This window comes from Aggregicoccus sp. 17bor-14 (assembly GCF_009659535.1).
In the GTDB taxonomy this organism is placed as follows: domain Bacteria; phylum Myxococcota; class Myxococcia; order Myxococcales; family Myxococcaceae; genus Aggregicoccus.
The window spans coordinates 137,478-161,553 of record NZ_VJZZ01000015.1 but is presented as its reverse complement, the minus strand read 5'-3'; the positions used below and the strand labels follow the sequence as shown (position 1 = coordinate 161,553).

The 24,076-nt window shown below is 71.4% G+C and carries 17 protein-coding genes, 1 tRNA gene and 1 pseudogene; 7 read left to right on the top strand and 12 right to left on the bottom strand.

All coding sequences use genetic code 11. The features are described from left to right. Positions 1 to 544 precede the first annotated feature (544 nt). The 7 genes and pseudogenes from FGE12_RS30485 to FGE12_RS24750 all read right to left on the bottom strand — a co-directional run bounded on the left by FGE12_RS30485 (position 545) and on the right by FGE12_RS24750 (position 8,381). Positions 545 to 928 carry a hypothetical protein gene (locus FGE12_RS30485; RefSeq protein ID WP_228531064.1) on the bottom strand — a complete coding sequence of 128 codons (384 nt, stop codon included), beginning with the start codon at positions 926 to 928 and terminating at the stop codon, positions 545 to 547. Between the two features lie 75 nt (positions 929 to 1,003). Next, positions 1,004 to 1,138 (bottom strand): annotated as a pseudogene (locus FGE12_RS31055) (RHS repeat-associated core domain-containing protein); the annotation flags it as partial. Positions 1,139 to 1,261: 123 nt separating this feature from the next. Next, a complete protein-coding gene (locus tag FGE12_RS24770; RefSeq protein ID WP_153869055.1) occupies positions 1,262 to 1,627 on the bottom strand; it encodes a hypothetical protein in 366 nt (121 codons plus the stop codon). 59 nt (positions 1,628 to 1,686) lie between these two features. Continuing rightward, positions 1,687 to 2,562, bottom strand: coding sequence for a carboxylating nicotinate-nucleotide diphosphorylase (nadC, locus tag FGE12_RS24765; RefSeq protein WP_153869054.1), 876 nt, complete (start codon positions 2,560 to 2,562; stop codon positions 1,687 to 1,689). 67 nt (positions 2,563 to 2,629) lie between these two features. Continuing rightward, positions 2,630 to 6,118 (bottom strand): valine--tRNA ligase, encoded by a 3,489-nt coding sequence (locus FGE12_RS24760; protein WP_153869053.1) that lies wholly within the window; start codon positions 6,116 to 6,118, stop codon positions 2,630 to 2,632. 101 nt (positions 6,119 to 6,219) lie between these two features. Further along, a complete protein-coding gene (locus FGE12_RS24755) occupies positions 6,220 to 7,497 on the bottom strand; it encodes a PleD family two-component system response regulator (protein WP_153869052.1) in 1,278 nt (425 codons plus the stop codon). A 74-nt stretch (positions 7,498 to 7,571) separates the two neighbouring features. Next, positions 7,572 to 8,381 carry a chemotaxis protein CheW gene (locus tag FGE12_RS24750; RefSeq protein ID WP_194798244.1) on the bottom strand — a complete coding sequence of 270 codons (810 nt, stop codon included), beginning with the start codon at positions 8,379 to 8,381 and terminating at the stop codon, positions 7,572 to 7,574. 55 nt (positions 8,382 to 8,436) lie between these two features. On the opposite strand from FGE12_RS24750, the gene FGE12_RS24745 reads away from it, so the two are divergent. Beyond that, the gene (locus FGE12_RS24745; RefSeq protein ID WP_153869051.1) at positions 8,437 to 9,813 is read left to right on the top strand and encodes a diguanylate cyclase; all 1,377 of its coding nucleotides are present in this window, start codon (positions 8,437 to 8,439) and stop codon (positions 9,811 to 9,813) included. A 6-nt stretch (positions 9,814 to 9,819) separates the two neighbouring features. Here the strand turns inward: FGE12_RS24745 and FGE12_RS24740 are convergent, their stop codons facing one another. After that, a complete protein-coding gene (locus FGE12_RS24740; RefSeq protein ID WP_153869050.1) occupies positions 9,820 to 10,212 on the bottom strand; it encodes a demethoxyubiquinone hydroxylase family protein in 393 nt (130 codons plus the stop codon). A gap of 116 nt (positions 10,213 to 10,328) precedes the next feature. On the opposite strand from FGE12_RS24740, the gene sinK reads away from it, so the two are divergent. Then, on the top strand, positions 10,329 to 11,855 hold the full coding sequence (gene sinK, locus FGE12_RS24735) for a hybrid histidine protein kinase/response regulator SinK (protein ID WP_153869049.1): 1,527 nt from the start codon (positions 10,329 to 10,331) through the stop codon (positions 11,853 to 11,855). 79 nt (positions 11,856 to 11,934) lie between these two features. Here sinK and groL read toward each other — a convergent pair whose 3' ends face one another. Next, complete coding sequence (gene groL / locus FGE12_RS24730) at positions 11,935 to 13,584, bottom strand: chaperonin GroEL (protein ID WP_153869048.1); 1,650 nt, start codon at positions 13,582 to 13,584, stop codon at positions 11,935 to 11,937. Between the two features lie 188 nt (positions 13,585 to 13,772). On the opposite strand from groL, the gene FGE12_RS24725 reads away from it, so the two are divergent. From FGE12_RS24725 to FGE12_RS24710, 4 genes are all read left to right on the top strand, one after another. Further along, positions 13,773 to 14,846 carry a metallopeptidase family protein gene (locus tag FGE12_RS24725; RefSeq protein ID WP_153869047.1) on the top strand — a complete coding sequence of 358 codons (1,074 nt, stop codon included), beginning with the start codon at positions 13,773 to 13,775 and terminating at the stop codon, positions 14,844 to 14,846. 78 nt (positions 14,847 to 14,924) lie between these two features. Then, positions 14,925 to 18,176, top strand: a complete 3,252-nt coding sequence (locus tag FGE12_RS24720) for a two-component regulator propeller domain-containing protein (RefSeq protein ID WP_153869046.1) — start codon at positions 14,925 to 14,927, stop codon at positions 18,174 to 18,176. Next, positions 18,173 to 18,634, top strand: coding sequence for a response regulator (locus tag FGE12_RS30105; protein ID WP_194798243.1), 462 nt, complete (start codon positions 18,173 to 18,175; stop codon positions 18,632 to 18,634). Before FGE12_RS24720 ends, FGE12_RS30105 begins: the two co-directional genes overlap by 4 nt. A gap of 37 nt (positions 18,635 to 18,671) precedes the next feature. Next, positions 18,672 to 18,770 (top strand) — tRNA-Sec (locus tag FGE12_RS24710). Here the strand turns inward: FGE12_RS24710 and FGE12_RS24705 are convergent. Together FGE12_RS24705 and FGE12_RS24700 are read right to left on the bottom strand one after the other, a co-directional pair. Continuing rightward, positions 18,762 to 19,688: an NAD-dependent epimerase/dehydratase family protein gene (locus FGE12_RS24705; RefSeq protein ID WP_153869044.1), complete on the bottom strand. Its 927-nt coding sequence runs from the start codon at positions 19,686 to 19,688 to the stop codon at positions 18,762 to 18,764. The two genes, FGE12_RS24710 and FGE12_RS24705, sit on opposite strands and share 9 nt — an antisense overlap. Positions 19,689 to 19,718: 30 nt before the next feature. Further along, the gene (locus tag FGE12_RS24700) at positions 19,719 to 20,405 is read right to left on the bottom strand and encodes a type 1 glutamine amidotransferase domain-containing protein (RefSeq protein ID WP_153869043.1); all 687 of its coding nucleotides are present in this window, start codon (positions 20,403 to 20,405) and stop codon (positions 19,719 to 19,721) included. A 335-nt stretch (positions 20,406 to 20,740) separates the two neighbouring features. Here FGE12_RS24700 and FGE12_RS24695 point away from each other — a divergent pair, with 335 nt between their 5' ends. After that, positions 20,741 to 23,236 carry an ATP-binding protein gene (locus tag FGE12_RS24695; RefSeq protein ID WP_194798242.1) on the top strand — a complete coding sequence of 832 codons (2,496 nt, stop codon included), beginning with the start codon at positions 20,741 to 20,743 and terminating at the stop codon, positions 23,234 to 23,236. A gap of 17 nt (positions 23,237 to 23,253) precedes the next feature. On the opposite strand, the gene FGE12_RS24690 is transcribed toward FGE12_RS24695, so the two are convergent. Further along, the gene (locus FGE12_RS24690; RefSeq protein ID WP_370459137.1) at positions 23,254 to 24,027 is read right to left on the bottom strand and encodes an alpha/beta fold hydrolase; all 774 of its coding nucleotides are present in this window, start codon (positions 24,025 to 24,027) and stop codon (positions 23,254 to 23,256) included. Positions 24,028 to 24,076 lie beyond the last annotated feature (49 nt).

The window sequence follows — 24,076 nt, the reverse complement described above, 5'->3', positions numbered from 1 at the left end:
CATCGAGCATGGCCTTGTACCCTCCATGCCCTTGCAACCCGCACGGGCCCAAGCCACGCTCCCGGCTGCTCCCTCCCACGCCTGCCCCTCACCCGTCGCGCGTCGACAGGTTTAAAGGGGTGCCCCTTGGTGGAGAGCGCGTCAGCGGGGGTGGCGCGAGCCGAGCAACAGCCCCCAGCAGTGCCAGTGCTATTCGGATGCATGGGATTGCGGTCGGCAAACACCAGTGAACTCCTCCGTTTCGGGGCCCCCACTTAAGTGATGACAGGTCATTCCTTCAGGGCAGCGCCTTTGCGCGCAGGGGAGTTCACACGTACGAGCGACTTCGATGCCTGCGATGTTCCGGGTGGCGAGACAGCGCCGTCCCTCGCCGCAATCAAGGTCTTTGCTGCAGCTCGTGACGAGGTCCATGCCACTTGGCAGGCTGCTTTCGGAGGCTGAAATTGGAGCCTGCCTGCTGCGGCAGGAGACCCCGTTCGAACTCGCAGCAACGAGGGCGCTGAGTTCGACCAGTAACACCCAAGTCTTCATGGAGCCTCCTGCTCTATGGGTCGTGAGGAGCAACACGGTAAGGGCCAGCGCCGCGTTGGGTGTTCTCCCATCGAAGGCTCATTGCGTCACTGGCATCCTTAGTCCCGGTTTGACCGGTCCAGTAAGTGATGTTCGCGTAATAGAGATGCCCCAACTCATGCGCGAGCATCTGGTCGAAGTTCATCGACAGTCCTTTGTACTTCCGCATCAACCAGTCGGCGACGATGGGGTCGTAGGTGATTGTTGCCGTAGATGGCCGAAACGGTGAGCATCCTCCCCCGACCATACCGTTGTCGTTGTAGTCGGTGAACGCACCGAGTCTGAACCCATCCACGTAATCGAGAGAGATTTCAACGTGGTTCGTCTTGTACAGGTACTCGACCTTCGCTCCGATCATTGGGTCCTTCATAAGACGCATGATGGAATCGTACTCCCGCTGAGTAAGATTCTTGAAGCGACGGCCATCGGGGTCAACGAAGTTGAGTGGATCGTTTGCCGCGTACGCGTAGAGATTCGCGTCCCCCCCCTCAAAGCCAATCGGGTCCTTCGCCGTCCACCGCCCCGTCTCCGCGTCGTAGTCACGGGCCCCGAAACGGGTGAGCTTCGTGTCGGCGTCGTAGAGGCCGCAACTCCGCGCCCGCCAGCGTCCATTCCGCTGCGTACGACTCGAGAATAAATCTCAGGGTTGGGAGCGAGTCGAGGTGAGCGAGCCGGGCGGAGCGCGAGGGGCCTACTGCCCGCAGGTCCACTCGGGTGGCGGGCAGACCACACACATGTCCTGGCGCGGGCCCGCCATACAGGCGCCCCCGCACACCTCGAGCACCTCGTTGCTCGCGGTCTTCACGTAGTAGGCGGGGCCGTCCGCGGCCATGCCGCAGTCCACGAAGGAGAGCTCTCCGCAGCTGCTGTTGACGTGGCACTGCCCGGAAGCGAGCCCGTCCTTCACCTCCGCCGCCCTCGGGGCGTACGCGGCGCGGTAGGCGCGCTCCCCGGATAGCGGCTGCTCGTCGCTCTTCGCGGGCTTCTGCGCACCGCCGCACGCGCCCAGCAGCAGCGCCGCGAGCGGGAGGGCCGACCACTTCAGGAGCTTCGCCATGGAGACCTCGGGAGCCTTCGGGGTTCGGGAGGCTGCGACGCGGCCGGGGCCGCCTGAATTCAGCGGCGGGACTTCTTCTTCGCGGGGGTCTTCGCCCGAGTCGTTTCGATCTCCAGCGACAGGTCCATCGCCCGCGCCGAGTGCGTGAGCGCGCCCATGGAGACGAAGTCCACGCCGAGCGCCGCGAGCCGCGGCAGGCGCTCCAGCGTCACGCCGCCGGACACCTCGAGCGGCACGCGGCCCGCCGCGAGCGCCACTGCCTCGCGGATCTGCGCGTCGTCCATGTTGTCCAGCATGATCACGTCCGCGCCCTCGTCGATCGCCTCGGCGAGCTGCTTCAGGTTCGTGACCTCGATCTCGATCTTCACCAGCCGCGGCGCGTTCTCGCGCGCCCGCCGCAGCGCCTGGCGGATGGAGCCGCCCACCGCCGCGATGTGGTTGTCCTTGATGAGCACGCCGTCGAAGAGGCCGAAGCGGTGGTTGGACGCGCCACCCAGCCGCACCGCCTCCTTCGACAGTGCACGCAGCCCCGGCGGCGTCTTGCGCGTGTCCAGGATGCGCGTCTTCGTCCCCTTCACCGCGTCCGCGGCAGCCCGCGAGAGCGTGGCCATGCCGCAGGCGCGCTGGATGATGTTCAGCGCAGTGCGCTCCGCCGTGAGCAGCGAGCGAAGGCGCCCCTGGAGCTTCGCCGCCACCGTGCGCGGCTTCAGCGCATCGCCGTCCCGGGCGACCGGCACCACCTCCACGTCCGGGTCCACCCATTCGAAGACGCGCACGAAGGCGTCCAGGCCCGCGAGCACCATCGGCTCCTTCGCGAGCAGCGTGGCGCGTCCCTCTGCCTCAGCAGGGACGAGTGCGAGCGTGGTCACGTCGCCCGCGGCGCCGAGGTCCTCGTCGAGGGCGAGCGAGATGAGGCGGTCGAGATAGTCGGACATTCAGTGGGCTCCGGGTGGGGATGCGTTCATCCCTCACCCCGACCCTCTCCCAGAGGGAGAGGGGACATTAGCGACGGGTCTTTTTCGCGGCGGGACGCTTCAGGGCACTCTTCTTCGCGGCCTTCTTCACCGCGACGCGCGCCTGCACCTTCAGCTTCGTGGCGCTCGCCTTGGCCTTGCCCTTGGCGAGCGCGACCTTGGCCTTCGCGCCCACCTTCGTCACGGCCTTCTTCGCCGCGACCTTGGCCTTCGCACCGCGCTTGGGCGCCTTCGCCGCAGGTGCCTTGGCAGCCGTCTTCTTCGCCGCGGCCTTCTTCACCGCCGCCTTCGCCTTGACCGCGACCTTCTTCACCGCCGCCACGGCCTTCTTCGCCGCGCGCTTCACCTGCTTCACCGCGGGCGACGGGTCGCCCTTCTTCGCGAGCGTGAGCTCCTTCACCGCCTGGTCCACCAGCCCCATGCCTATGTAGGCCATGCCCAGGTCGTGGTGGTCCGCCGCGGTGAGTTCCTCCTTCGCGTCCGCCGTCATCTTCGGCACCGCGTGCTCCTGCTGCGCGGCGGCCTGCGGCGGAATCTCCGCGGCCGCGAGCTCCTCCTTCAGCTCCTCGGCGAGGTTCACGCCCTCGCCCTCGCGCGCCGGCGCATCCGTCGCCGCCACCGCGGCCCCCGTGACGACGACGTCCGTCACGGTGATGTCCACCGCGTCCACGCCGCCGCCCGCGGACTGTGCCGGAGCGGCCTCGGGCTCGGACAGGCGCGCGAGGTTCTCCTGCAGCTTCTGGCGGCGCGCCTGCAGCTCCGCCACGCGCGCGCGGTCCTTCTCCACCACGTCCGGCGGCGCCTTGGCGACGAAGTTGGGGTTGTCCAGCTTGCGCAGGATGCCCGCGAGGTCCTGGTCGATGCGGGCGATCTCCTTGCCCAGCCGGTCGCGCTCGGCCGCGAAGTCGATGAGGCCCGCGAGCGGCACGTAGATCTCCATGCCCGGCCCCACGTACGCCGCCGCCTGCGCGGGGCGCGCGCCCGGCGCGGAGATGTGCACCTGGGAGAGGCCGGAGAGCGGCATGAGGTAGCCCTTCCAGCGCTCCAGCGTCGCGCGCAGCTGCGGGTCCGCGCTCTGCACGTGCGCGACCAGCTTCTGCGCGGGCGAGAGGTTGCTCTCGCCGCGGATGTTGCGCAGGCCTTCGATCGCCGCGACCACCGGGGCCATCTCGGCCTCGGCCGCCGCGTCCTCGAGCCGCGGGTCCGGCTGCGGGAAGGGGGCCACCATGATGGACTCGGTGGACCGCTGCATCGGCAGCTTCTGCCAGATCTCCTCGGTGATGAAGGGCATGAAGGGGTGCAGCAGGCGCAGGATCTGATCCAGCGCGTACACCAGCACCGCGCGGGTGCTGTCCTTCGCCTGCACGTCCTCGCCGTACAGCGAGCCCTTGGCGAGCTCGATGTACCAGTCGCAGAACTCGCCCCAGAGGAACTGGTAGAGCGTGCTCGCGGCCTCGCCGAACTGGTAGGCCTCGAGCGCCTTGCCGGTCTCCACGATCGCGCGCTGCAGCCGCGCGAGGATCCACCGGTCCGCGAGCGTGAGGTTGCGCTCCTTCGGGTGGCGGCCGTCCGCGCGGAAGTCGCCCATGTTCATCAGGGCGAAGCGGCTCGCGTTCCACAGCTTGTTGCTGAAGGCCTTGTAGCCCGCGAGCCGGTCCATCGAGAGCTTGATGTCGCGGCCCTGCTGCGTGAGCGAGGCGAGCGTGAAGCGCAGCGCGTCTGCGCCGTGCGCCGGCATCCCCTGCGGGAACTTGTTCTTCAGGCTGGGGGCGAGCTGCTCCGCGCTGGCGCCGCGGATGACGTCCAGGGGATCGATGACGTTCCCCTTCGTCTTGGACATCTTCTCGCCCTTCTCGTCGCGCACCATCGCGTGCAGGTAGACGGTCTTGAAGGGCACGTCCCCCATGAAGTGCAGGCCCATCATCATCATCCGGGCGACCCAGAAGAAGATGATGTCGTGGCCCGTCTCCATGACGGAGTTCGGGTAAAAGGACTTGAGCTCCGGCGTCTGCTCGGGCCAGCCCAGGGTGCTGAAGGGCCAGAGGCCCGAGCTGAACCAGGTGTCGAGCACGTCCTGGTCCTGCTCGAAGCTGTGGCCGCCGCAGCTGGGGCAGCTCTCGGGCTGCTCGCGCGCGACGATGGGCGTGGCGCGCGCGTAGTCGATGCCGCCCACGCGCATGGTGGGCGCATCCAGCGGCAGGTCCGTGTCGTCACCCTGCCGCGGGCTGCAGGTGGTGCAGTAGTAGGCGGGGATCTGGTGGCCCCACCACAGCTGGCGGCTGATGGTCCAGTCGTGGATGTTGCGCATCCACTGGAAGAAGGTGTTCGTCCAGGTCTCGGGGACGAACTTCGTCCTCCCCTCCTCCACCGCGCGGATGGCGGGGGTGGCGAGCGGCTCGATCTTCACGAACCACTGCGGGCTGAGGCGCGGCTCCACCACGGTGCCGCAGCGCTGGCAGCCGCCCACGCTGAGCTTGTGCGGCTCCTCCTTCTCGAGCAGCCCCTGCGCCGTGAGATCCTCGAGCACGCGCTTGCGCGCCTCGTAGCGATCCAGCCCCGCGTACGGGCCCGCCTCCTTGTTGGTGCGGGCGGCGTCATCGAGGATGGAGTTCATCGGCAGCTTGTGCCGAAGCCCCGTCTGGTAGTCGTTGAAGTCGTGCGCGGGGGTGACCTTCACCACGCCGGTGCCGAACTCCATCTGCACCAGCTCCGGGTCCGCGATGATCGGGATCTCGCGGCCGGTGAGCGGCAGCTGCACGCTCTGGCCCACGAGCCCCGCGTAGCGCGGGTCGTCCGGGTGCACCGCCACCGCGGTGTCGCCGAGCATCGTCTCGGGGCGCGTGGTGGCCACGGTGAGCTTCCGGTCCGAGCCCTTCACCGGGTAGTGGATGTGCCAGAGCGAGCCCGCCTTCTCCTCGTGCTCCACCTCGAGGTCGCTCAGCGCGGTGCGGCAGCTGGGGCACCAGTTGATGAGCTTCTGGGCCCGGTAGATGAGCCCTTCCTCGTAGAGGCGGACGAAGACCTCGCGCACGGCGGCGCTGGAGCGCGCGTCCATGGTGAAGCGCTCGCGGCTCCAGTCGAGCGAGGCGCCCAGCACCTGGTGCTGCTCGCCGATGCGCTTGCCGTACTTGTCCTTCCACTCCCACACGCGCTTGAGGAACTCGGCGCGCCCCAGGTCGTGGCGGCTCTTCTTCTCGGTGCGCTTGAGCTCCTTCTCCACCACCATCTGCGTGGCGATGCCCGCGTGGTCCGTGCCCGGCAGCCACAGCGCGTTGAAGCCGCTCATGCGCTTCCAGCGAATCAGGATGTCCTGGATGGTCGCCGTGAGCGCGTGGCCGAGGTGCAGCGAGCCCGTCACGTTGGGCGGCGGCAGCACGATGGAGAACGGCGGCTTGGTACTGGTGGCCTCGGCGCGGAAGTAGTTCTTCTCGAGCCAGAAGGCGTACCAGCGGGCCTCCACCTCGGTGGGCTCGTAGGCCTTGGAGAGCTCGGGAGAGAGATCGGTCTCGGTCGTCATCACGCGTTCTCGTCAAGCGCCGCGAGGCCGGCGCGCATCGTGCGCACCGGCCCGCGGGCGGGTTTCAGGGTCTGCCACGTCCCCGCGCGGGGAGCGAGGGCCTAGTGCTGCGTCTCGCGGTCCTTGATGAGCCGCTCGAGCTCCTCGCGGATGATGGTCTCCGCCAGCTGCGGTACCACCTCCCACGCGATCTTCTCGATCACCTCGCGGCTCGCCTTGGAGAGCGCCTCGCGCAGCAGCGCCTCGCCGCCATCACTGGAGGCAGGCGCGGCCGGCGCACGCGCCGCGGCGGGCGCAGGCGCCGCCGGAGCGTCGTCGATGGAGAGATCGTCCAGCGAGGACTGGGGCGGGGGCGCCACGGGCGCACGCGCGGGAGCGGGCTGCGCGCCCGGAGCCCCGAGGCCAAAGGGATCGCGCGAGCGGCCCGGCTGGGCACCGCCGCCGCCAATGGGCGGGACGCCCGCGGGACCTGCGGGCAGCGGCGTGCCACCCGGCGGGCGCGGGAAGCCGCCCGGGATGTTGGGCGCGGGGGCGCCGGCCGGAGGACGCGCCATGCCCGGAGGCGGCGGCATGCCCGGCCCCGGAGGCATCCCCGGACGCGCCATGCCCGGAGGCGGCGGCATGCCCGGACCCGGCATCCCGGGGCGCGGCGGCATGCCAGGGCCCGGAGGCATCCCCGGCCCAGGAGGCATGCCCGGGCGCGCCATGCCCGGAGGCGGCGGCATGCCGGGGCCCGGCATCCCGGGGCGCGGAGCCATGCCCGGCCCCGGCGGCATCCCGGGGCCCGGAGGCATGCCCGGACGCGCCATCCCGGCGGGAGGCGGCATCCCGGGGCCACCCGGCATGCCCGGGCGCGGCGGCATCCCGGGGCCCGGAGGCATGCCCGGGCGCGCCCCCGGAGGCGGCGCCATCCCGGGCGCGGGCGGGCGCGGAGCAGCGGGCGCGGCGGCGACGGGCGCAGCCGAGGGGGCCACCGTGCGCATCGCCGCGGCGGCGGGCATCGTGTTGGACTTCTGCCCCACCAGCGCCTTCACCTTGTCCAGGAGCACCTGGCTCTCGAAGGGCTTGGGCACGTGGTCATCGGCGCGCACCGAGCGGGCGCGCGCCTCGTCGAAGGTCTCGAAGGTGCCCGCGAGCAGCAGCACGGGAATCGCCTGGGTGGAGGGGTCGCTCTTGAGTGCCTCGCACACCTCGTAGCCGCTCTTGCCGGGCATGGTCACGTCGGCGAGCACGATGTCGGGGCGCAGCTCGCGCGCGCGGCTGATGGCGTCCAGCCCGTTGTCCACCGCGGTCACCTGGAAGTCTTCGGTCGCGAAGATCATCCCGATCACCTTGCGGATGGTGAGGGAGTCGTCGGCGACCAGCAGGTTCTTGGGCATCGATCAAAGCCTTTGGGGACGGGGGGTTGCCGGGAAGTCGAGCAAGGGAGCCTAATGGCCGCGCTCCGGGGCGATCAAGAAAACATGCGCTGCAGGTCCAGGAAGAGCGCAGGGGCAGACAGGCCCTGGGCGGAGAACTCGCCCCGCGCCTCGGTGGGCTCGAAGCGCTGGAACACGCCCACCACGCGCGCCGCCGCGAGCGCCACGTTCTGGCCCGCGAGCTCCGTGAGCACGAAGAAGGCCTCCGGGAGCGCCGCCTCCCCCAGCAGCCCCGGCGCCGTGCACAGCGGCCAGAGCGCTTGGGCGTGGGGAAAGAGCCCCGCTACCGGGCCCGCCTGCACCGGGAGTGCGGTGAAGTCCGGCCCGCGAGCCACCACCTGGGAGACCAGCGGCAGGGGCACCCCGTAGTGGCGGCCGAGGGACTCGAAGACGAGCGCGCGCTCGGGCGGGGCCTCGAGCAGGTACACCGCCCGCGGCGGCACGCCTGCCAGGGGAGCAGGCTGGTGCGGCAGGGCCTCCGCGGCGAGCTCCAGGTAGAGCCGGTCCTTGTGCACCAGGGCCCCGCGGCTCAGGGCAGCGAGCCCGCCGAGTCCCGGGGGGAGCATGAAGAAGGGGGCGCGCGCGACGTCCGCCACCTCCACCACGCTGCGCACGCGCACCGCGAGCGTGGGGCTGGTGTCGAGCACCACCACCATGCCGGGGCCGGTCTCGGGGCTGCCGCCCAGCAGCGCGCTCAGGTCCTTCACCTCCAGCACGCCGCGCTGGAACTGGCCGTCCGCGCCGGGGTGCGCCACCTCCATCACCGAGGTGGCCTCGATGGCGAAGCGCGCCTCGCCCGCCTCGACGAGGAGGCACAGCCGCCGTCCGCTCTCGAAAGGTGCCACGCGCCGCACCCTAGCAGTGCCCCGCCCGCAGTGTTAAGCCGAAGGGCACCTCCCCATGGCGCGCATCCTCCTCGTCGACGACGACAAGCTCGCCCGCACCCTCTACGGCGACTACCTCACGGCCGCAGGCCACGCAGTCACCTCGGTCCCGGACCTGGAGCACGCCCAGCGCGCGCTCGGTGCGGACCGCTACGACGCGGTGGTGACGGACCTCATCCTGCCCGGCGGCGACGGCATGGACATCCTGCGCTACGCGCGCGAGCGCTACCCGGGCATCGAGGTGGTGGTGCTCACCGGCCTCGACAAGGTGGACCCCGCCGTGCGCGCCATCAAGAGCGGCGCGGCCGAGTACCTGGTGAAGCCCGTGGCCCCCGAGGCGCTCGCCCACGCGGTGCGCCGCGCGCTCACCACGCGGCAGCTGCTCGCGGAGAACGCCTCCCTGCGCCGCCACGTGGCCCTGCTCGAGACGGGGCAGCGCATCGCCACGACGCTCGACCGCCAGAAGCTCCTGGACACCGGGCCCGGAGCGTTCCAGCAGCAGGCCGGCGCGAAGGCGGCGCTGCTCTTCACCCGCGACTCCGAGGGCGAGCAGCACCTGCTCGCCTCCGCGGGCCTGCCCGAGGGCAGCGAGACGCCGCTCGCCGAGGCGCTCTCCGTGCGGCTGCGCACGGTGGGCAGCGCGCAGGCGCTGGAGTCACTCCCCTCCCCCTTCGCGCACGTGCGCGCCTTTCCCGCGGCGGACGGCGAGGCGGTGCTGGGCCATGCCGTGCTGCTCTTCGACGAGGCTCCGGGTGAGGCCGCGAGCGAGGCGGCGGCGTACCTCTCGCGGCACCTCGCGCTCGCGCTGCGCAACCTGGGGCGCTTCGCGGAGGTGGAGGATCTCGCCTACCTCGACGACCTCACCCACCTCTTCAACACCCGCTACCTGCACGTGGTGCTGGACCAGGAGCTGCGCTCGGCGGAGCAGAGCGAGAGCGGCGGCGTGTTCAGCCTGCTCTTCCTCGACCTGGACCTCTTCAAGTCGGTGAACGACACCCACGGCCACCTGGTGGGCAGCAAGGTGATCGTGGAGGCTGGCCGCGTGGTGAAGGGCTGCGTGCGCGACCGCGACGTGGTGGTGCGCTTCGGCGGGGACGAGTACGTGGTGCTGCTGCGCGCCACCGACTCGGGCGGCGCGCTCAAGGTGGCCGAGCGCATCCGGCGCACCATGGAGACGCACCACTTCCTCGCGCGCGAGGGGCTCTCGCTCTCCTTGAGCACCTGCATCGGGGTCGCGAGCTTCCCCGAGCACGCGCGCGACAAGGCCACGCTGATGGACCTGGCCGACCGCGCCATGTACCGGGGTAAGCGCGGCTCGCGAAACGTGGTCTACATGGCCGCGCGCGACCTGGAGGCCACGCCGGCCGCGCGCCACAGCCCGCCGAAGGACTAGGCGGGACTAGCGCCGCAGGTTGCCCACGGTGAGCTGCTTCTGGGCCGCGGGGTCCAGGGGCTCCTCGCCGTTGCCGCCCTCGCCCGCGGCCTCCACCTCCTCGTGCGAGGCGCCGGAGATGAGGAGGCGGAACTTGGCGTTCGCCTCGGCCGCGTGCTTCGCCTGCGCGGGGTCCAGCATCGCGATGAGCTGCCAGAACAGCGCCGCGTGCTCCTTCTCCTCGTCCATCACGTGGCGCAGCACCGCCTTGGCGGCCTCGTTGTCGGTCGCGTCGATGTGCGCCGAGTAGAGGTTGATCGCATCCAGCTCGGACTCGAGGTTGAGGCGGATGGAGCGCGCGAGCTCGGTGTCGGTGAGCTTGCGCGGGACGAGCGAGTGGAAGGGGTTCGTCTGCGGCATGGCACCCTCGGGATGGAAGCTGCGGCCAGCATCCGTGCGGCCCTTGGGGAGCGTCAACCGCAAAGCCCGGACACGTTCGATTGCACGCGGACGCCGGGCTCGTCATGCTCCGGCCCATGGCCCCTCCTCCGGCGCAAGGCGCGAGCCCCCTCGAGCAGCTGCAGCAGGCCCTGCAGGCCGGCGACGTGGCGGCCGCGCGCACGGCGCTCGAGGCGCTGCGCCGCGCAGGCGGCGGCACGGGCCACGCCCAGCTCGCGGCCGAGGTCTTCCACGAGCTGCGCCAGCCCCTGCTGGGCATCAAGGCCTACGCGCAGATGATGGAGGAGGAGGCGGGGCGCAAGGGCCCGCTGGGGCTGCTGCTCGCGCAGGTGGACCGGATGGAGCAGATCATCTCGGACTACACCCGCCTGGTGAGCCAGCGCCCCGCGCCCCAGGAGCGCGTGTCGCTCAACGCGGCGGTGGGCGCCGCGGTGCAGCTGTTCCGCGTGAACCCGGACTCGGCCCGCCTCTCGCTGGAGGTGGATGCGCCCGTGGAGCTCCCGGTGCAGGGCAACGCGCGGCTGCTCGAGCAGCTCACGCTCAACCTGCTCAACAACGCGCGCGACGCGATGGCGGGCCTCGGCCGGGTGAAGCTGGTGCTCGCGCGCGAGGGCGGCGCCCCCGCGCTCTACGTGGCTGACTGGGGCCCGGGCATCCCGCCGGACATGCGCGAGCGGCTCTTCGAGCCCTACGCCACGAGCAAGCGGCGCGGCACCGGCCTCGGGCTCGCGGTGTGCCGGCGCATCGCGCAGGAGCACGGCGCGCAGCTCTCCCTGGTGGCGGCGACGGCGCTGGGGGACTCCCCGCCTCCGGCCACGGTGTTCCGCGTGCTCTTCCCCGCCGCGGACGCGGCACCGACTGCGCGCCCGCGCGTGCTGGTGGTGGACGACGAGGCGATCATCCGCCGCGTCTTCCGCGACCTGCTCGCCAAGGAGTGCGAGGTGCTCGAGGCGGACACCGCCGAGGAGGCCCTGAGCCACCTGCGCGTCGCGCCCGTGGACCTCATCGTCACGGACAAGAACCTGCCGGGGCTCTCCGGGCTGGATCTCGCGCAGGAGGCGCGGCGGCTGCACGCGCAGAGCCGCGTCATCCTGATGACCGGCTACCCCAGCGTGCTCACCGCGCAGCAGGCCATCGAGCTCGGAGTGCTCGACTACCTGCTCAAGCCCTTCGACGAGATCCGCGAGGTGCGCGACAAGATCCGCGCCGCGCTCGCCGCGCCCCTGCCGCAGCCGCAGCAGGCGGGCAGCGGCAAGCGCGTGGACGTGTACGAGGACAATCCGGACAGCGCCCGCCAGCTCTGCGAGGCGCTCGCGCTGCTGGGCCTCGAGGCGCGCGTGTACGGCGAGCTGGTGGACCCGCCCCAGGAGCCGCCCACCGCGGTGGTGGTGAGCTGGGACTTCAGCCCGGCGTTCGGGCGCAAGGCGGTGGAGCTGGGGCGCACGCGCAGCCAGGGCGCGCCCTTCGTGGTGCTCAGCGAGCACCTCACCATGGAGGCGGCGCTCGAGTCCCTGCGCGGCGGCGCGGCCGCGTGCCTCCCGAAGCTGCTCACCGACACGCGCGCGCTGAGCCGTGAGCTCGCGCGCGCCCTCAAGCTGGGCTGAGCGGACCCCGAAAACACCGCGGCCCCGGAGCTCGCGAGAGCACCCGGGGCCGCAGTCACTTCACCAGGCGCTGGGAGGCCTAGTAGTCCATGTCGTCGCCGCCGTAGTCCGGCATGCCGCCGGCGCCGGCGCCGCCGCCCTTGCCGTTCTTCTTCTTCACCACCCGCTCGGCGATCATCGCCTCGGTGGTGAGCAGCAGGGAGGCCACGGAGGCCGCGTTCTGCAGCGCGGTGCGCTCGACCTTGGTGGGGTCGATGACGCCGGCCTTCTCCAGGTCCTCGAACACGTCCGTGCGGGCGTTGTAGCCGAAGGCACCCTGCCCCTCACGCACCTTGTTGATGACCACCGCGCCCTCGACGCCGGCGTTGCTGGCGATCTTGCGCAGCGGCTCGGTGAGCGCCTTGCGGATGATGTCCACGCCGAAGTCCTGGGCGCCGAGCTTGAGCTTGTCGAGCGCGGCGAGGCAGCGCAGGTAGGCCACGCCGCCGCCGGGGACGATGCCCTCCTCGACGGCCGCGCGGGTCGCGTGCAGCGCGTCCTCCACGCGGGCCTTCTTCTCCTTCATCTCGGTCTCGGTGGCCGCGCCCACGTTGATGACGGCGACGCCGCCCGCGAGCTTCGCGAGGCGCTCCTGCAGCTTCTCCTTGTCGTAGTCGCTGGTGCTCTCCTCGGCCTGGCGGCGGATGAGCTTGATGCGGCCCTCGATGTCCGCGCGCGCACCGGCGCCGTCCACGATCGTGGTGTTGTCCTTGTCGATCGTGATGCGCTTGGCGCGGCCCAGGTCCTGGAGGGTGAGGTTCTCGTACTTGTGGCCGAGCTCCTCGCTCACGACGTTGCCGCCCGTGAGGGTGGCGATGTCCTTGAGCATCTCCTTGCGGCGGTCACCGAAGCCCGGCGCCTTCACCGCCGCCACGTTGAGCACGCCGCGGATCTTGTTCACCACCAGGGTGGCCAGGGCCTCGCCCTCCACGTCCTCGGCGATGATCAGCAGCGGGCGCCCCGAGCGCGCCACCTGCTCGAGCAGCGGGATGAGGTCCTGCATCGCGGAGACCTTCCGCTCGCTGATGAGGATGTAGGGCTCCTCCAGCACCGTCTCCATCCGCTCGCGGTTGGTGACGAAGTAGGGGCTCACGTAGCCGCGGTCGAACTGCATGCCCTCGACCACGTCCAGGGTGGTCTCGAGGCCCTTGGCCTCCTCCACCGTGATGACGCCCTCCTTGCCGACCTTCTCCATCGCGTCCGCGATGATGTTGCCGATGGTCTCGTCGCCGTTGGCGGAGATGATGCCGACCTGGGCGATGTCCTTCTTGTCCTTGGTGGGCTTGGAGAGCTTCTTGAGCTCCTCCACCACCACCTCGACGGCCTTGTCGATGCCGCGCTTGAGGTCCATGGGGCTGTGGCCGGCGGCCACCAGCTTCAGGCCCTCCTCGTAGATGGCGCGCGCGAGCACCGTGGCGGTGGTGGTGCCGTCACCCGCCTTGTCGCTGGTCTTGGAGGCGACCTCCTTGACCATCTGCGCGCCCATGTTCTCGAACTTGTTCTCGAGGTCGATCTCCTTGGCGACGGTGACGCCGTCCTTGGTGACCGTGGGCGAGCCGAAGGACTTCTCGATGACCACGTTGCGGCCCTTGGGGCCCAGGGTCACGGCCACCGCGTCCGCGAGGGTGCGCACGCCGCGCAGGATGGCGTCACGCGCCCCCTGGTGGAAGTAGATCTCTTTCGCTGCCATTCACAACCTCCTGGAATAACGACGGAAATTCGGGGGCCGAGCGTTGGCACTCGGCCCAGGCGAGCGCCAACATAAGGGCCGACGGGGGCTTGTCAACACGAACCTGGGAGGCCTGCGGGGCCTGTGTCGGCGGGCGCGCCCGAGTGGCATTGACAAGGCGGCGCGCGGCGCGTCTCTATGGCGCCCCTATGGCGAAGCGCGGCACACGGAAGGCGGATCCGGCAGGGGTGGTGGAGCGGCTGGAGCGGGCGGCGGAGGCCTTCGACGCGGAGGACTTCGAGGGGGCGCTCGCGCACGCGGAGGGCGCGCTGCAGCTCTCGCCCGAGCACCCCGAGGCGCTGCACTTCCGGGCCGCGGCGCAGGTGGAGCTCGGCGAGGTGGAGGACGCGGCGCGCACGTACATGCGGGCGGTGAAGGCCGCCCCGGACGCCGTGGAGCTGCTGCTGGGCGCAGCCGAGTGTCTCGTGGTGGGGCTGGGCGAGGACCGGGACGCGGTGAGCGAGGGGCTCGCGCTCTGCGCGCGCGGGCGCAAGCTCGCCGAGCGGGCCGACGACGTGGAGCGGGTGTTCGAGTTCCTGCTGCTCGAGGCCACGGGCTTCAACCAGCTGGGCGAGTGCGAAGAGGCGCTGGTCAAGGCGGACGCGGCGCTCGCGCACGTGCCGCGCTCGGTGGAGGCGCAGCTGGAGCGGGCGATGGCGCTGTTCGAGCTGTGCCGCTTCGAGGAGGCGCGCAAGGCCTTCGAGCGCGTGCTGGAGGACGAGCCGGACGAGCCGTGGGCGCACCACTCGCTCGGGCTGCTGGCCGAGCGGCGCGGGGACGCGAAGGAGGCGCAGCGCCGCTTCCAGCGCGCCCAGGCGCTCGCCCCCGAGGAGTTCCCGCCCCCGGTGCACCTGGGCGAGGCGGCCTTCGATCAGGCGCTGGAGGACGCGGTGAAGGGCCTGCCCGAGCACGTGAAGGGCTACCTCGACAACGTCACCATCGCCGTGGAGGACCTGCCCTCGGACGAGGACCTGCTCGCGGAGAAGCCCCCGCTCTCGCCCGCCATCCTCGGCGTCTTCCGCGGCACGCCCGTGGGCGAGCGCAGCGTGATGAACGCGGCGGACCACTTCCCCGCCTCCATCGTGCTCTACCAGCGCAACCTGGAGCGCTTCGCCCGCACGCGCGAGGAGCTGATCGAGCAGATCGGCATCACCGTGATGCACGAGGTGGGGCACCTCATCGGCCTGGACGAAGAGGACCTCTGGGAGCGCGGGCTGGACTAGCCCGCCCTGCCCGGGTCCCTCCTCGTACCGCGAGGGCGCGTGTGCTCCGCGGCGGGCAGGAGTACCCTTGCGTGCAGGATGCGCCCGGGTCCTCTCTTCGCACTGCTGCTCGCCCTCCTGCTACCCGGGCGGGCTGCGCACGCGCTGGATCCGGGCCGCGCGCTGACGCAGTTCGGCCTGCAGACGTGGCAGACGGACCAGGGGCTCCCGCAGAACACCGTGGAGGCGCTCGCCCGCACGCCGGACGGCTTCCTCTGGGTGGCCACCCAGGAGGGGCTGGTACGCTTCGACGGGGCGCGCTTCACCGTCTTCGACGCCCAGAACACCCCGGCGCTGCGCATGAACGTGGTGCAGGTGCTGCGCGTCACGCGCGACGGCACGCTGTGGGCGGGCACCCTCTCCGGCGGGCTCGTCTCCTACCGCCAGGGCCGCTTCGAGGCGCACCTGCCCTCGCCCAGCCACGTCACCGCGCTGGCCGAGACGGAGGACGGCACGCTCTGGGTGGGCACCGGCGAGGGGCTGCTGCGCCGCAGCGGCGGGGCCTTCGTGCCGGCTGCCGGCGCCGAGGGGCTGCCGCCCGGCGCGGTGACGGCGCTCGCTCCGGGGCGCGGGGGCGTGCTCTGGGCGGCCCTGCGCGAGGGAGGCCTGCTGCGGCGCGAGGGCGGGCGCTTCGTCGCGGTGCCCCTGCCCACCACCACGCCCCGCATCTACGCGCTCGCCGAGGACGGCCAGGGCGCGCTGTGGATCGCCACCCGCGGCCAGGGGCTGCTGCGCTGGGCGAACGGAGAGCTGCGCAGCTACGGCGCGAAGGAGGGGCTGCCACAGCGCACCGTGTACACCCTGATGCCCGAGCCGGACGGCACGCTCTGGCTGGGAACGGACGACGGCCTCGTGCGTCTGCGCGGCGAGCGCGTGGAGACGCTCACCGAGCGCCAGGGGCTGAGCGCCTCGGCCGTGTACTCGCTGCTGACGGACGGCGAGGGGGACCTGTGGGTGGGCACCAGCGGCGGCGGGCTCGTGCGCCTTCGAGAGGGGCCCTTCGTCCCCATGGGCGTGCCCGAGGGGCTGCCGAGCGACAAGGTGCGCTCGGTGCTCGAGGCGAGCGACGGCACGCTGTGGGTGGGCACCGAGGGCGGCGGCCTCGTGGGGGTGCGCAACGGGCAGGTGCGCGAGCGCGTGGGCCTCGCGGAGGGGCTCGCGAACCTGGAGGCCTGGGGCCTCTACGAGGACTCCGCGCACCGCATCTGGCTGGGCAGCTTCGGGCAGGGCCTGAGCGTGCGCGAGCCGGGCGCTGCGCGCTTCCACGTCTACACGCGCAAGGACGGACTGCCCGGTGACGTGGCGAGCGCTTTCGCGGAAGCGCAGGGCGCGCTCTACGTGGGCACGGACGCGGGGCTCGCGCGGCGCGAGGGCGATCGCTTCGTGGCGGTGCCCGGCTTCGGGGGGATGAGCGTCAATGCGCTGCACGCCTCGGGCAACACGCTGTGGGTGGGCACGCGGGAGAACGGCCTGGGGCGCCTGCAGGGCGGCCAGGTGCGCTTCTTCACCGAGAAGGACGGGCTCGGGAGCCGCTTCGTGACCTCGCTGCTCGAGCGCGACGACGGCACGCTCTGGGTGAGCACCTACGGCGGCGGGCTTGCGCGGCTGCGCGGCGGCGTGCTCCGGCGCGTCTCGCGCGAGCAGGGCCTGCCCGAGGACACCCTGCACGTGGTGCTCGACGACGGCCGCGGCCAGCTGTGGATGAGCAGCAACAAGGGCATCTTCTCCGCGCCGCTCGCGGAGCTGGACGCGGCCGCGGACGGCCGCCTGCCGCAGGTCTCCGTGCACGTGTACGGCACCGCCGAGGGCATGCGCAGCAGTGAGTGCAACGGCGGCGTGCAGCCCTCGGGCTGGCGCGGCCACGACGGGCGCCTGTACTTCACCACCATCAAGGGTGTGGCCTCGGTGGACCCGGGGCGCCGCTACAGCCCGCCCGCTCCCCCCTCCCTCTCCGTGCAGCGCGTGGTCGTGGACGGCCGCGACGCGCCCGTGCAGGACGGGCTGCAGGTGCCGCCGCAAGCGCGCAACATCGAGATCCACTACACCGCCCCCGTGCTGCGCACGCCCGAGCACCTGCGCTTCCGCTACCGGCTCGTGGGCAGCGACCCCAGCTGGAACGAGGTGGGCGGCCGGCGCACGGCCTACTTCACGGGGCTCGCGCCGGGCCGCTACCGCTTCGAGGTGCAGGCCGCGATGGACGAGGGCGCGTGGAGCGGCGCGGGCACGGGGCTCAGCTTCACGCGCGTGCCGCGCTTCCACCAGACGCGGATGTTCGCGCTGCTCGTCGCGCTCGGCGGCGCCACGCTGGTGGGCGGCGCCTTCGCGCTGCGCAACCACTACCAGCGGCGGCGCGAGCGGCGGCTGCTCACCCACAACGCCGAGCTCACCGACGCGCTCGCCGTGGCGCAGGAGGCCGCGCGCGTGAAGGGCGAGTTCGTGGCCAACACCTCGCACGAGCTGCGCACGCCGCTCAACACGCTGATCAACGTGCCCCAGGTGCTGCTGCGCCAGTTCCACTCGTCTCCGGGCGCGCGCTGCGAGGCGTGCAAGAACCACTTCGAGCTGGAGCCCGGCGAGACGCTGGACCCGGGCGCGCCCTGCCCCGAGTGCGGCGCCACCGGGCAGCTGCAGGCCGAGCCGCACTGGGAGCTGCGCGGCGAGCCGGGCAAGGTGGTGCACTTCCTCCAGATGATGGTCAGCTCCGGCAAGCACCTGCTGGAGATCGTGGACGACGTGCTCGACTTCTCGAAGCTCGAGGCCGGCCGCGTGGTGGTGCAGCCGCGCGCCCTGCCGGTGAGCGAGCTGTTCAACGGCGTGGTCACCACCGTGCAGCCGCTCGCGCGCGCCCGGAAGATGCGCGTGGAGGTGCAGGAGCCCGCCGAGCCCCTGGTGCTGTGGGCAGACCCGCTGCGCGCGTCCCAGGTGCTCATCAACCTGCTCACCAATGCACTCAAGTTCTCTCCGGACGGGAGCGCCGTGCAGCTCTCGGCGACTCCGGACGGGGACGGCAGCGCGGTGCTCAGCGTGAAGGACAAGGGCGTGGGCATCGCTCCGCAGAACCACCGGCTCATCTTCGAGAGCTTCCGCCAGGTGGACGGCACGCACACGCGGCGCGTGGGCGGCACCGGGCTCGGGCTCTCCATCGTGAAGCGGCTGGTGGAGCTGCACGGCGGCGACATCTGGCTCGAGAGCGCGCTGGGCCAGGGCAGCACCTTCTACGTGCGCCTGCCGCTCGCCCCGGCGGAGACCGCGGAGGGAGAGAGCAGCACGGGCACGGAGGTCCGCTCGTGAAGAAGGTGAGCCCGAGCACGGGCGGCGCTCCCGCGCGTGCTCCCCTGCCCCGCATCCTCTACGTCGAAGATGAGGACGAGAACTGGGAGCTCGCGCAGCTGTGGCTCGAGGAGCGCTTCGAGCTGGTGCGCGCGAAGGACGCGGAGAGCACCTGCCGGGCCGTGAGGCAGGCCGCGGGCGCGCTGCGGGCCGTGCTCATGGACATCCAGCTCGCGGGCTCGGCGCTGGATGGGATTCAGCTCACGCGCCTCTTGCGCGGCGCCCTGCCGCGCGAGCAGCTGCCTCCGTACGCCCTGGACCTCCCGCGCGTGGACGCGCCCATCTTCTTCGTCACCGCGTACGGCGGCCGCTACCGCGAGAGCGAGCTGCGCGAGGCCGGAGGTACGCGGCTCCTGCCCAAGCCCGTCGACTTCGAGGCACTCGTGCGTGAGCTCGAGGCCGCCGCAGCGCCGAGGTGATTGACGCGTCAGTACCCTCCCGGCACTAATCCACCGCGGTAGGGCAACCGGACCTGGTGGCCGGCCCGGTCTTCAAAACCGGTGAGGGGCAGTGAGAGCTGTCCCTGGCGAGTTCGATTCCCGTGCCCTACCGCCACTCCTTCCGGATCCGCTCCAGACCCTGCCGGTACGTCGCGACCTCGAACTCGGGGAACCGGCGCTTGAACTTCGTCGAATCGAAGCGGTTGTCGTGCTCGTAGCGGGGCAGCAGCTCTGCGATTTCGCGTGCCGGCTTGGAGACCAGGCCCATGGCCTTCAGCGTCCATTTACCCAGCACGGCGTAGTCGGAGCGCGCGCCGAAGAGCTCGCTCGCCATGCCGACGAACCCCTTGAAGCTCAGGCGGTCGTCGCAGCACGGCAGATGCCACGTTTGTCCGAACGCATCCGGCGCATTGCCGAGCGTCGCCAGTGCGCGGCTCGCATCGGGCGTCCAGATGAGCGTGCGCAGCACGTCGTCCCGCACCGGCACGCGCGGCTTCTCGCCGGCCTTGAGCCTGTCGATGACCAGCGTGTTGGTGACGCTCTGTGTTTTGCCGGGCCCATAGAACTCCGGGGCCCGGCCGATCAGGACGGGGATCTCGCCGCGCGCCATCTCCTCCAGGACCATGGACGCCATCGCCGCGCGCACCCTGCCCTTGCGTCCCACGGGCGCGAAGGGCGTCGCCTCCGTCTGCAGCCGGTCGTCCTGCGGGTACATGTACGTGTTGTCGAAGTACGCGAAGCTCGCGCCTGCCGCGCGGCTCGCGTCCAGCGCGTTCCTCAGCATCACCGGGAACTGCGTCTCCCAGAGCCGCGAGTCCGGCGGCAGCCCGGCCGTGAAGTACACCACCCGGCTGCCCTCGACCGCTGCGGCGGTCTGCCTCGCATCCAGGAGGTCCGCAGCGACCAGCGCATCGGTGTCGTTGACCTTGCGAGGATGGCGGCTCACGAGGCGCAGCAGGCCCCCGTGCGTGCTGTGGAGCTCCCGCGCCAGCTCGATGGCGATCTGCCCATTCGCGCCGAGAATCGTCTGCATGCTGAAGGTCTGCCTGTCGTGAGAACGGCGTCAGTGAAGCGTCGCGACAACGGCCTTGGCGGTCGCCTTCGCCGACTGCGGGTTCTGGCCGGTAATCAGCCGGCCATCGACCACGACCTTGGGGATGAAGGGCAAGAGCGCCTTCTCGAAGCGCGCGCCACGCTGCTTCACCTGCTCCTCGGCGTTGTAGGGCACCTTCTTGGCCACGCCCGCGAGGACCTCTTCGCGCCAGGAGAAGCCCGTGAGGCGACGCCCCGCCACGAGCAGGCGGCCGTCGGAGAGCTTCGTATTCAACAGCCCGCAGTACCCGTGGCACACCGAGGAGACGACGCCACCGCGCTCGTAGACGTCGCGCGTGAGGCGCTGCAACGCGGGCGCCTCCGGGAAGTCCCACATCACGGCATGGCCGCCGGTGAGGTAGATCGCGTCCACGTCGGCCGCTTCGAGCTCGTCGAGCCGCACGGTATTCGCCAGCAGCGCCATGCGGGCCGGGTCGGCCTGCCAGGCCTTCGCGGTCGCATCGAGGTTCGGCCACTTCAGCGAGCGCGGCTCCAGCGGCGAGCGTCCCCCCTTCGGACTGGCGAGCCGTTGCTGGCAGCCGTGGTCCTCGAACACCTGCCAGGCGTGGGTCAACTCCGAGAGCCACAGCCCGGTCGGCTCGGACGGGTCGTCGTAGTGGGCGACGTTGGTGACGACGTGCAGGATGCGATGGGGCATGCCGAGACGTTCCCTCGATGGGTGACCAGAAGGCACTGGTGGCGCCCAGCTCTCCGGCACTCGGGCAGAGCTAATTCCCGGCAGCGTGCCCTGCAATCGTTCCGGACCGCAGCGCCGGAGAGAGGCCGTGAGCAGTTTCGCGGGCCGGGTGACACGGTCGCCATGCTCAAGAGCGCATGGGACGCTCGGGAGGTGGGCCATTGGAGCCTGGCCGCCTGTCCGTGCACCCGGCGACAGTGCGAGCGTTCCGCCCTCTCGCCACCTGCCGCAGTCTCCGTTCGCATCCGACCGATGCTGCTATGAGGGCCGTGGACGGCACTCTGCGGAAGGCACGATTGAACCCGAAGGCACAGCCACGGCAGGCCCAGGTGTTCTCCTTCATGGAGGGCGGCGGACAGGTCGGCGCCCTCATGCGCGTGCACGACTGGTCGAAGTCACCGCTCGGCCCGCCGCAGGGGTGGCCCCAGTCGCTGCGCTCCGTCGTCGGGCTCCTGCTCACCTCGAAGTTCCCGATGTTCGTCGCGTGGGGCCCCGAGCTCGGCTTCCTCTACAACGATGCGTATGCCGAGATCCTCGCGGGCAAGCACCCCGCGTCGCTCGGGGCGCGCTTCGAGGACATCTGGCGGGAGATCTGGCCGGACATCAAGCCGCTCATCGACGCCGCGCTGCGCGGTGAGGGCACCTACCGGCAGGACCTGCCGCTGCTCATGAACCGGCGCGGCTTCGACGAGCAGACCTGGTTCACGTTCTCCTACTCCCCCGTGCGCGACGAGCAGGGCGACGTCGCCGGCATGTTCTGCGCCGTGGCGGAGACGACGGCGCAGTACCGCTTCCAGATTCGCCAGGCCTTCCGCCTCGCGCTCGAGAAGCGCCTCCAGGACCTCGCCGAGCCCGAGGCGGTGATGGCCGCCGCAGCGGAGGCCATCGGGCGCGAGCTCGGCGTCGACCGGGTCGGCTACGGGGAGGTGGACGCTGCGCAGGAGTTCATCACCATCGAGCGCGACTGGACGCGCGACGGCATGCCGAGCGTGGCGGGACGCCACCGGCTGGAGGACTTCGGCGCATCCATCATCTCCGGGCTCAAGGCGGGCCGCACCGTGTCCGTGCCGGACGTGGAGCGCGACGTCCTGCTGCGCCCGTCGCTCCCGGCCTTCGAGGGAATCCAGACGCGCTCGGTGCTCGGCGTCCCCCTCATCAAGGCGGGCCGCTTCACCGCCCTGCTCTTCATCCACCACTCGGGGCCCCGGCGCTGGAGCGAGGAGGACGTGACGCTCCTGGAGGAGGTCGCGGACCGCACCTGGGCCGCCGTCGGGCGTGCCCGGGCGGAGGCGGAGCAGCGCAGGAGCGAGCGCCGCTTCCGTGCGCTCGCCACGGCAGGCACGGTCTCTCTGTTCCGCATGAGCCCGGATTGGGAGCAGATGTTCCCCATCGACGACCAGGGCGCCCTCACCGAGAGCCCGGCGCCGACGGAGCGCTGGCTCGAGCGCTACATCCCACCCGAGGATCGCGCGGCCGTCTCCGGGGCAATCTCCGCGGCCATCCGCGAGCGGCGCGTGTTCTCGCTCGAGCACCCCGTCCGGCACGCGGACGGCTCCCTCGGCTGGACGCTCACGCGCGTGGTCCCCATCCTCAGCAAAGAGGGCCGCATCCTCGAGTGGTTCGGCGCCGCGAGCGACGTGACGGCGCGCCGTCAGGCCGAGGAGCGCGTGCGCGAGGCGGAGGAGCAGTTTCGCGTCCTCGTGGAGAACCTCCCGGAGCTCGCGTGGAGCGCCGGGCCGGACGGCGCCATCGACTACTTCAACCAGCGCTGGTTCGAGTACACGGGCAGCTCACGCGAGGAGTGCCTGGGCTGGGGCTGGGGCGCGCTCCACGACCCGGAGATCCTTCCGCAGACGGTCGCCCGCTGGAAGCACTCGGTCTCGACGGGCGAGCCCTTCGAGATGGAGTTCCCCATCCGCGGCGCAGACGGAGTCCTTCGCTGGTTCCTCAGCCGCGGCAAGCCCCTGCAGAACGCGCGGGGCGAGGTGGTGCGCTGGTTCGGCACCAGCGTGAACATCGACGAGCAGCGCCGACAGGCTGCGGCGCTGAACGAGGCCATCGAGACGCGCGACACCTTCCTCTCGGTCGCGGGCCACGAGCTCAAGACGCCGCTCACGCCGATGGCGCTGCGCCTGCAGGCCATCGCGAGGGCGGTGGCGCAGCAGCCGGATTCTCCCTTCGTGCGGCAGGTCCGCGCGCACACGGAGACCGCCCGGCGGCAGATCGACCGGCTCACGGCGCTCGTGAACGATCTGCTGGACGTGTCGCGCATCTCCTCCGGTCGCTTCCGGATGGAGCTCGAGCCCGCGGACCTCGGCGCGCTCGTGCGCGAGGTGGTCACCCGCTTCGAGCCGGAGGCGCAGCAGACCGGCGCCACGCTCACCCTCCACGTCCCGGACTCGCTGCCCACACGCACCGCCCGGCTGCGCGTGGAGCAGGTCGTCACCAACCTGGTGGACAACGCCCTCAAGTATGGCGAGGGCAAGCCCGTGACGGTCTCGCTCGAGCGCGCAGGAGAGCAGGCGCGCCTCATCGTCGCGGATGCGGGGATCGGAATCCCGACCGAGCACCTCTCGCGCATCTTCGATCGCTTCGAGCGCGCCGTCTCGGAGCGCCACTACGGCGGCCTCGGCCTGGGCCTCTACATCTCGCGCACCATCGTCGAGTCCCTGGGCGGCAGCATCACGGTGCGCAGCGCGCCCGGTGAGGGCGCCGAGTTCACGGTGCTGCTGCCACTGCAGCCGAGCGCACCGGTGGAGGTGCCGTCGGGCAGCAGGGCCAGCGCCTCGTAGAGGCGCCAGCCAGAGCATCACGCCCCCGCGGTGTTCGCCACTCCGTCGACGAAGGCGCGCACCTGCCGGAGCACCTCCTCCGAGTGCGTGCGATGCGGCACGTGCCCGCATCCGGAGATGACGTGCACCGTCGCCGGCCCCCGCACGCGTGCGCCGATGCGCTCGGGCTGCTGCACGGAGCCGAACTCGTCCTGGTCGCCGTGGATCGCGAGCACGGGGCAGCGGACCTTGCCCAGCTCCTCGTCCAGGTTCCACGCCGCGAAGGCGGGTGAGAGCCACGTCTCGGTCCACGCCTCGAGCACCCAGCGAGCCTTGGTGCCGTGGTACTTCGCGAGGCGACTGAGCTGCGGGTCCTGCGTCAGCTCCGCCCTGGCGGCGCGGATGCCGGCGAGCGTGCGCTCCTCGACGAAGGCCTGGGCAGCCTCGGTGACGAGCGCCTGCACCTGCTGGGGAGCGCGCGCTGCACAGCAGGCCGCCATCCCTCCGCCGACGCTGTGACCGAAGGCGACGAACGCTTCGAAGCCCAGCCCGGCGCTGAGCACAGGAAGCACGGACGCCTCGTCGCCGATGAAGCTGGGCGGCAGGACGTCGTGGCGGGGATCGGAGCGGCCGAAGCCGAGGCGGTCGTAGGCGATGACCCGGCGCTGCGTGGCTGCGCACAGCGCCGCCGGGAACTCTCGCCAGAGGTCCACACAGCCGAGCGAGTCGTGGAAGAGGAGTACTGGTGCGCCCCGCTCGCCCTCGCTCGGCCGCCAGGTGCGTGCGTAGAGGCGCCCCTTCGGCGTGGACACCCAGTGTTCGTCCGAACTGCAGCTCACGTCACGCCCTCACGGATACCGA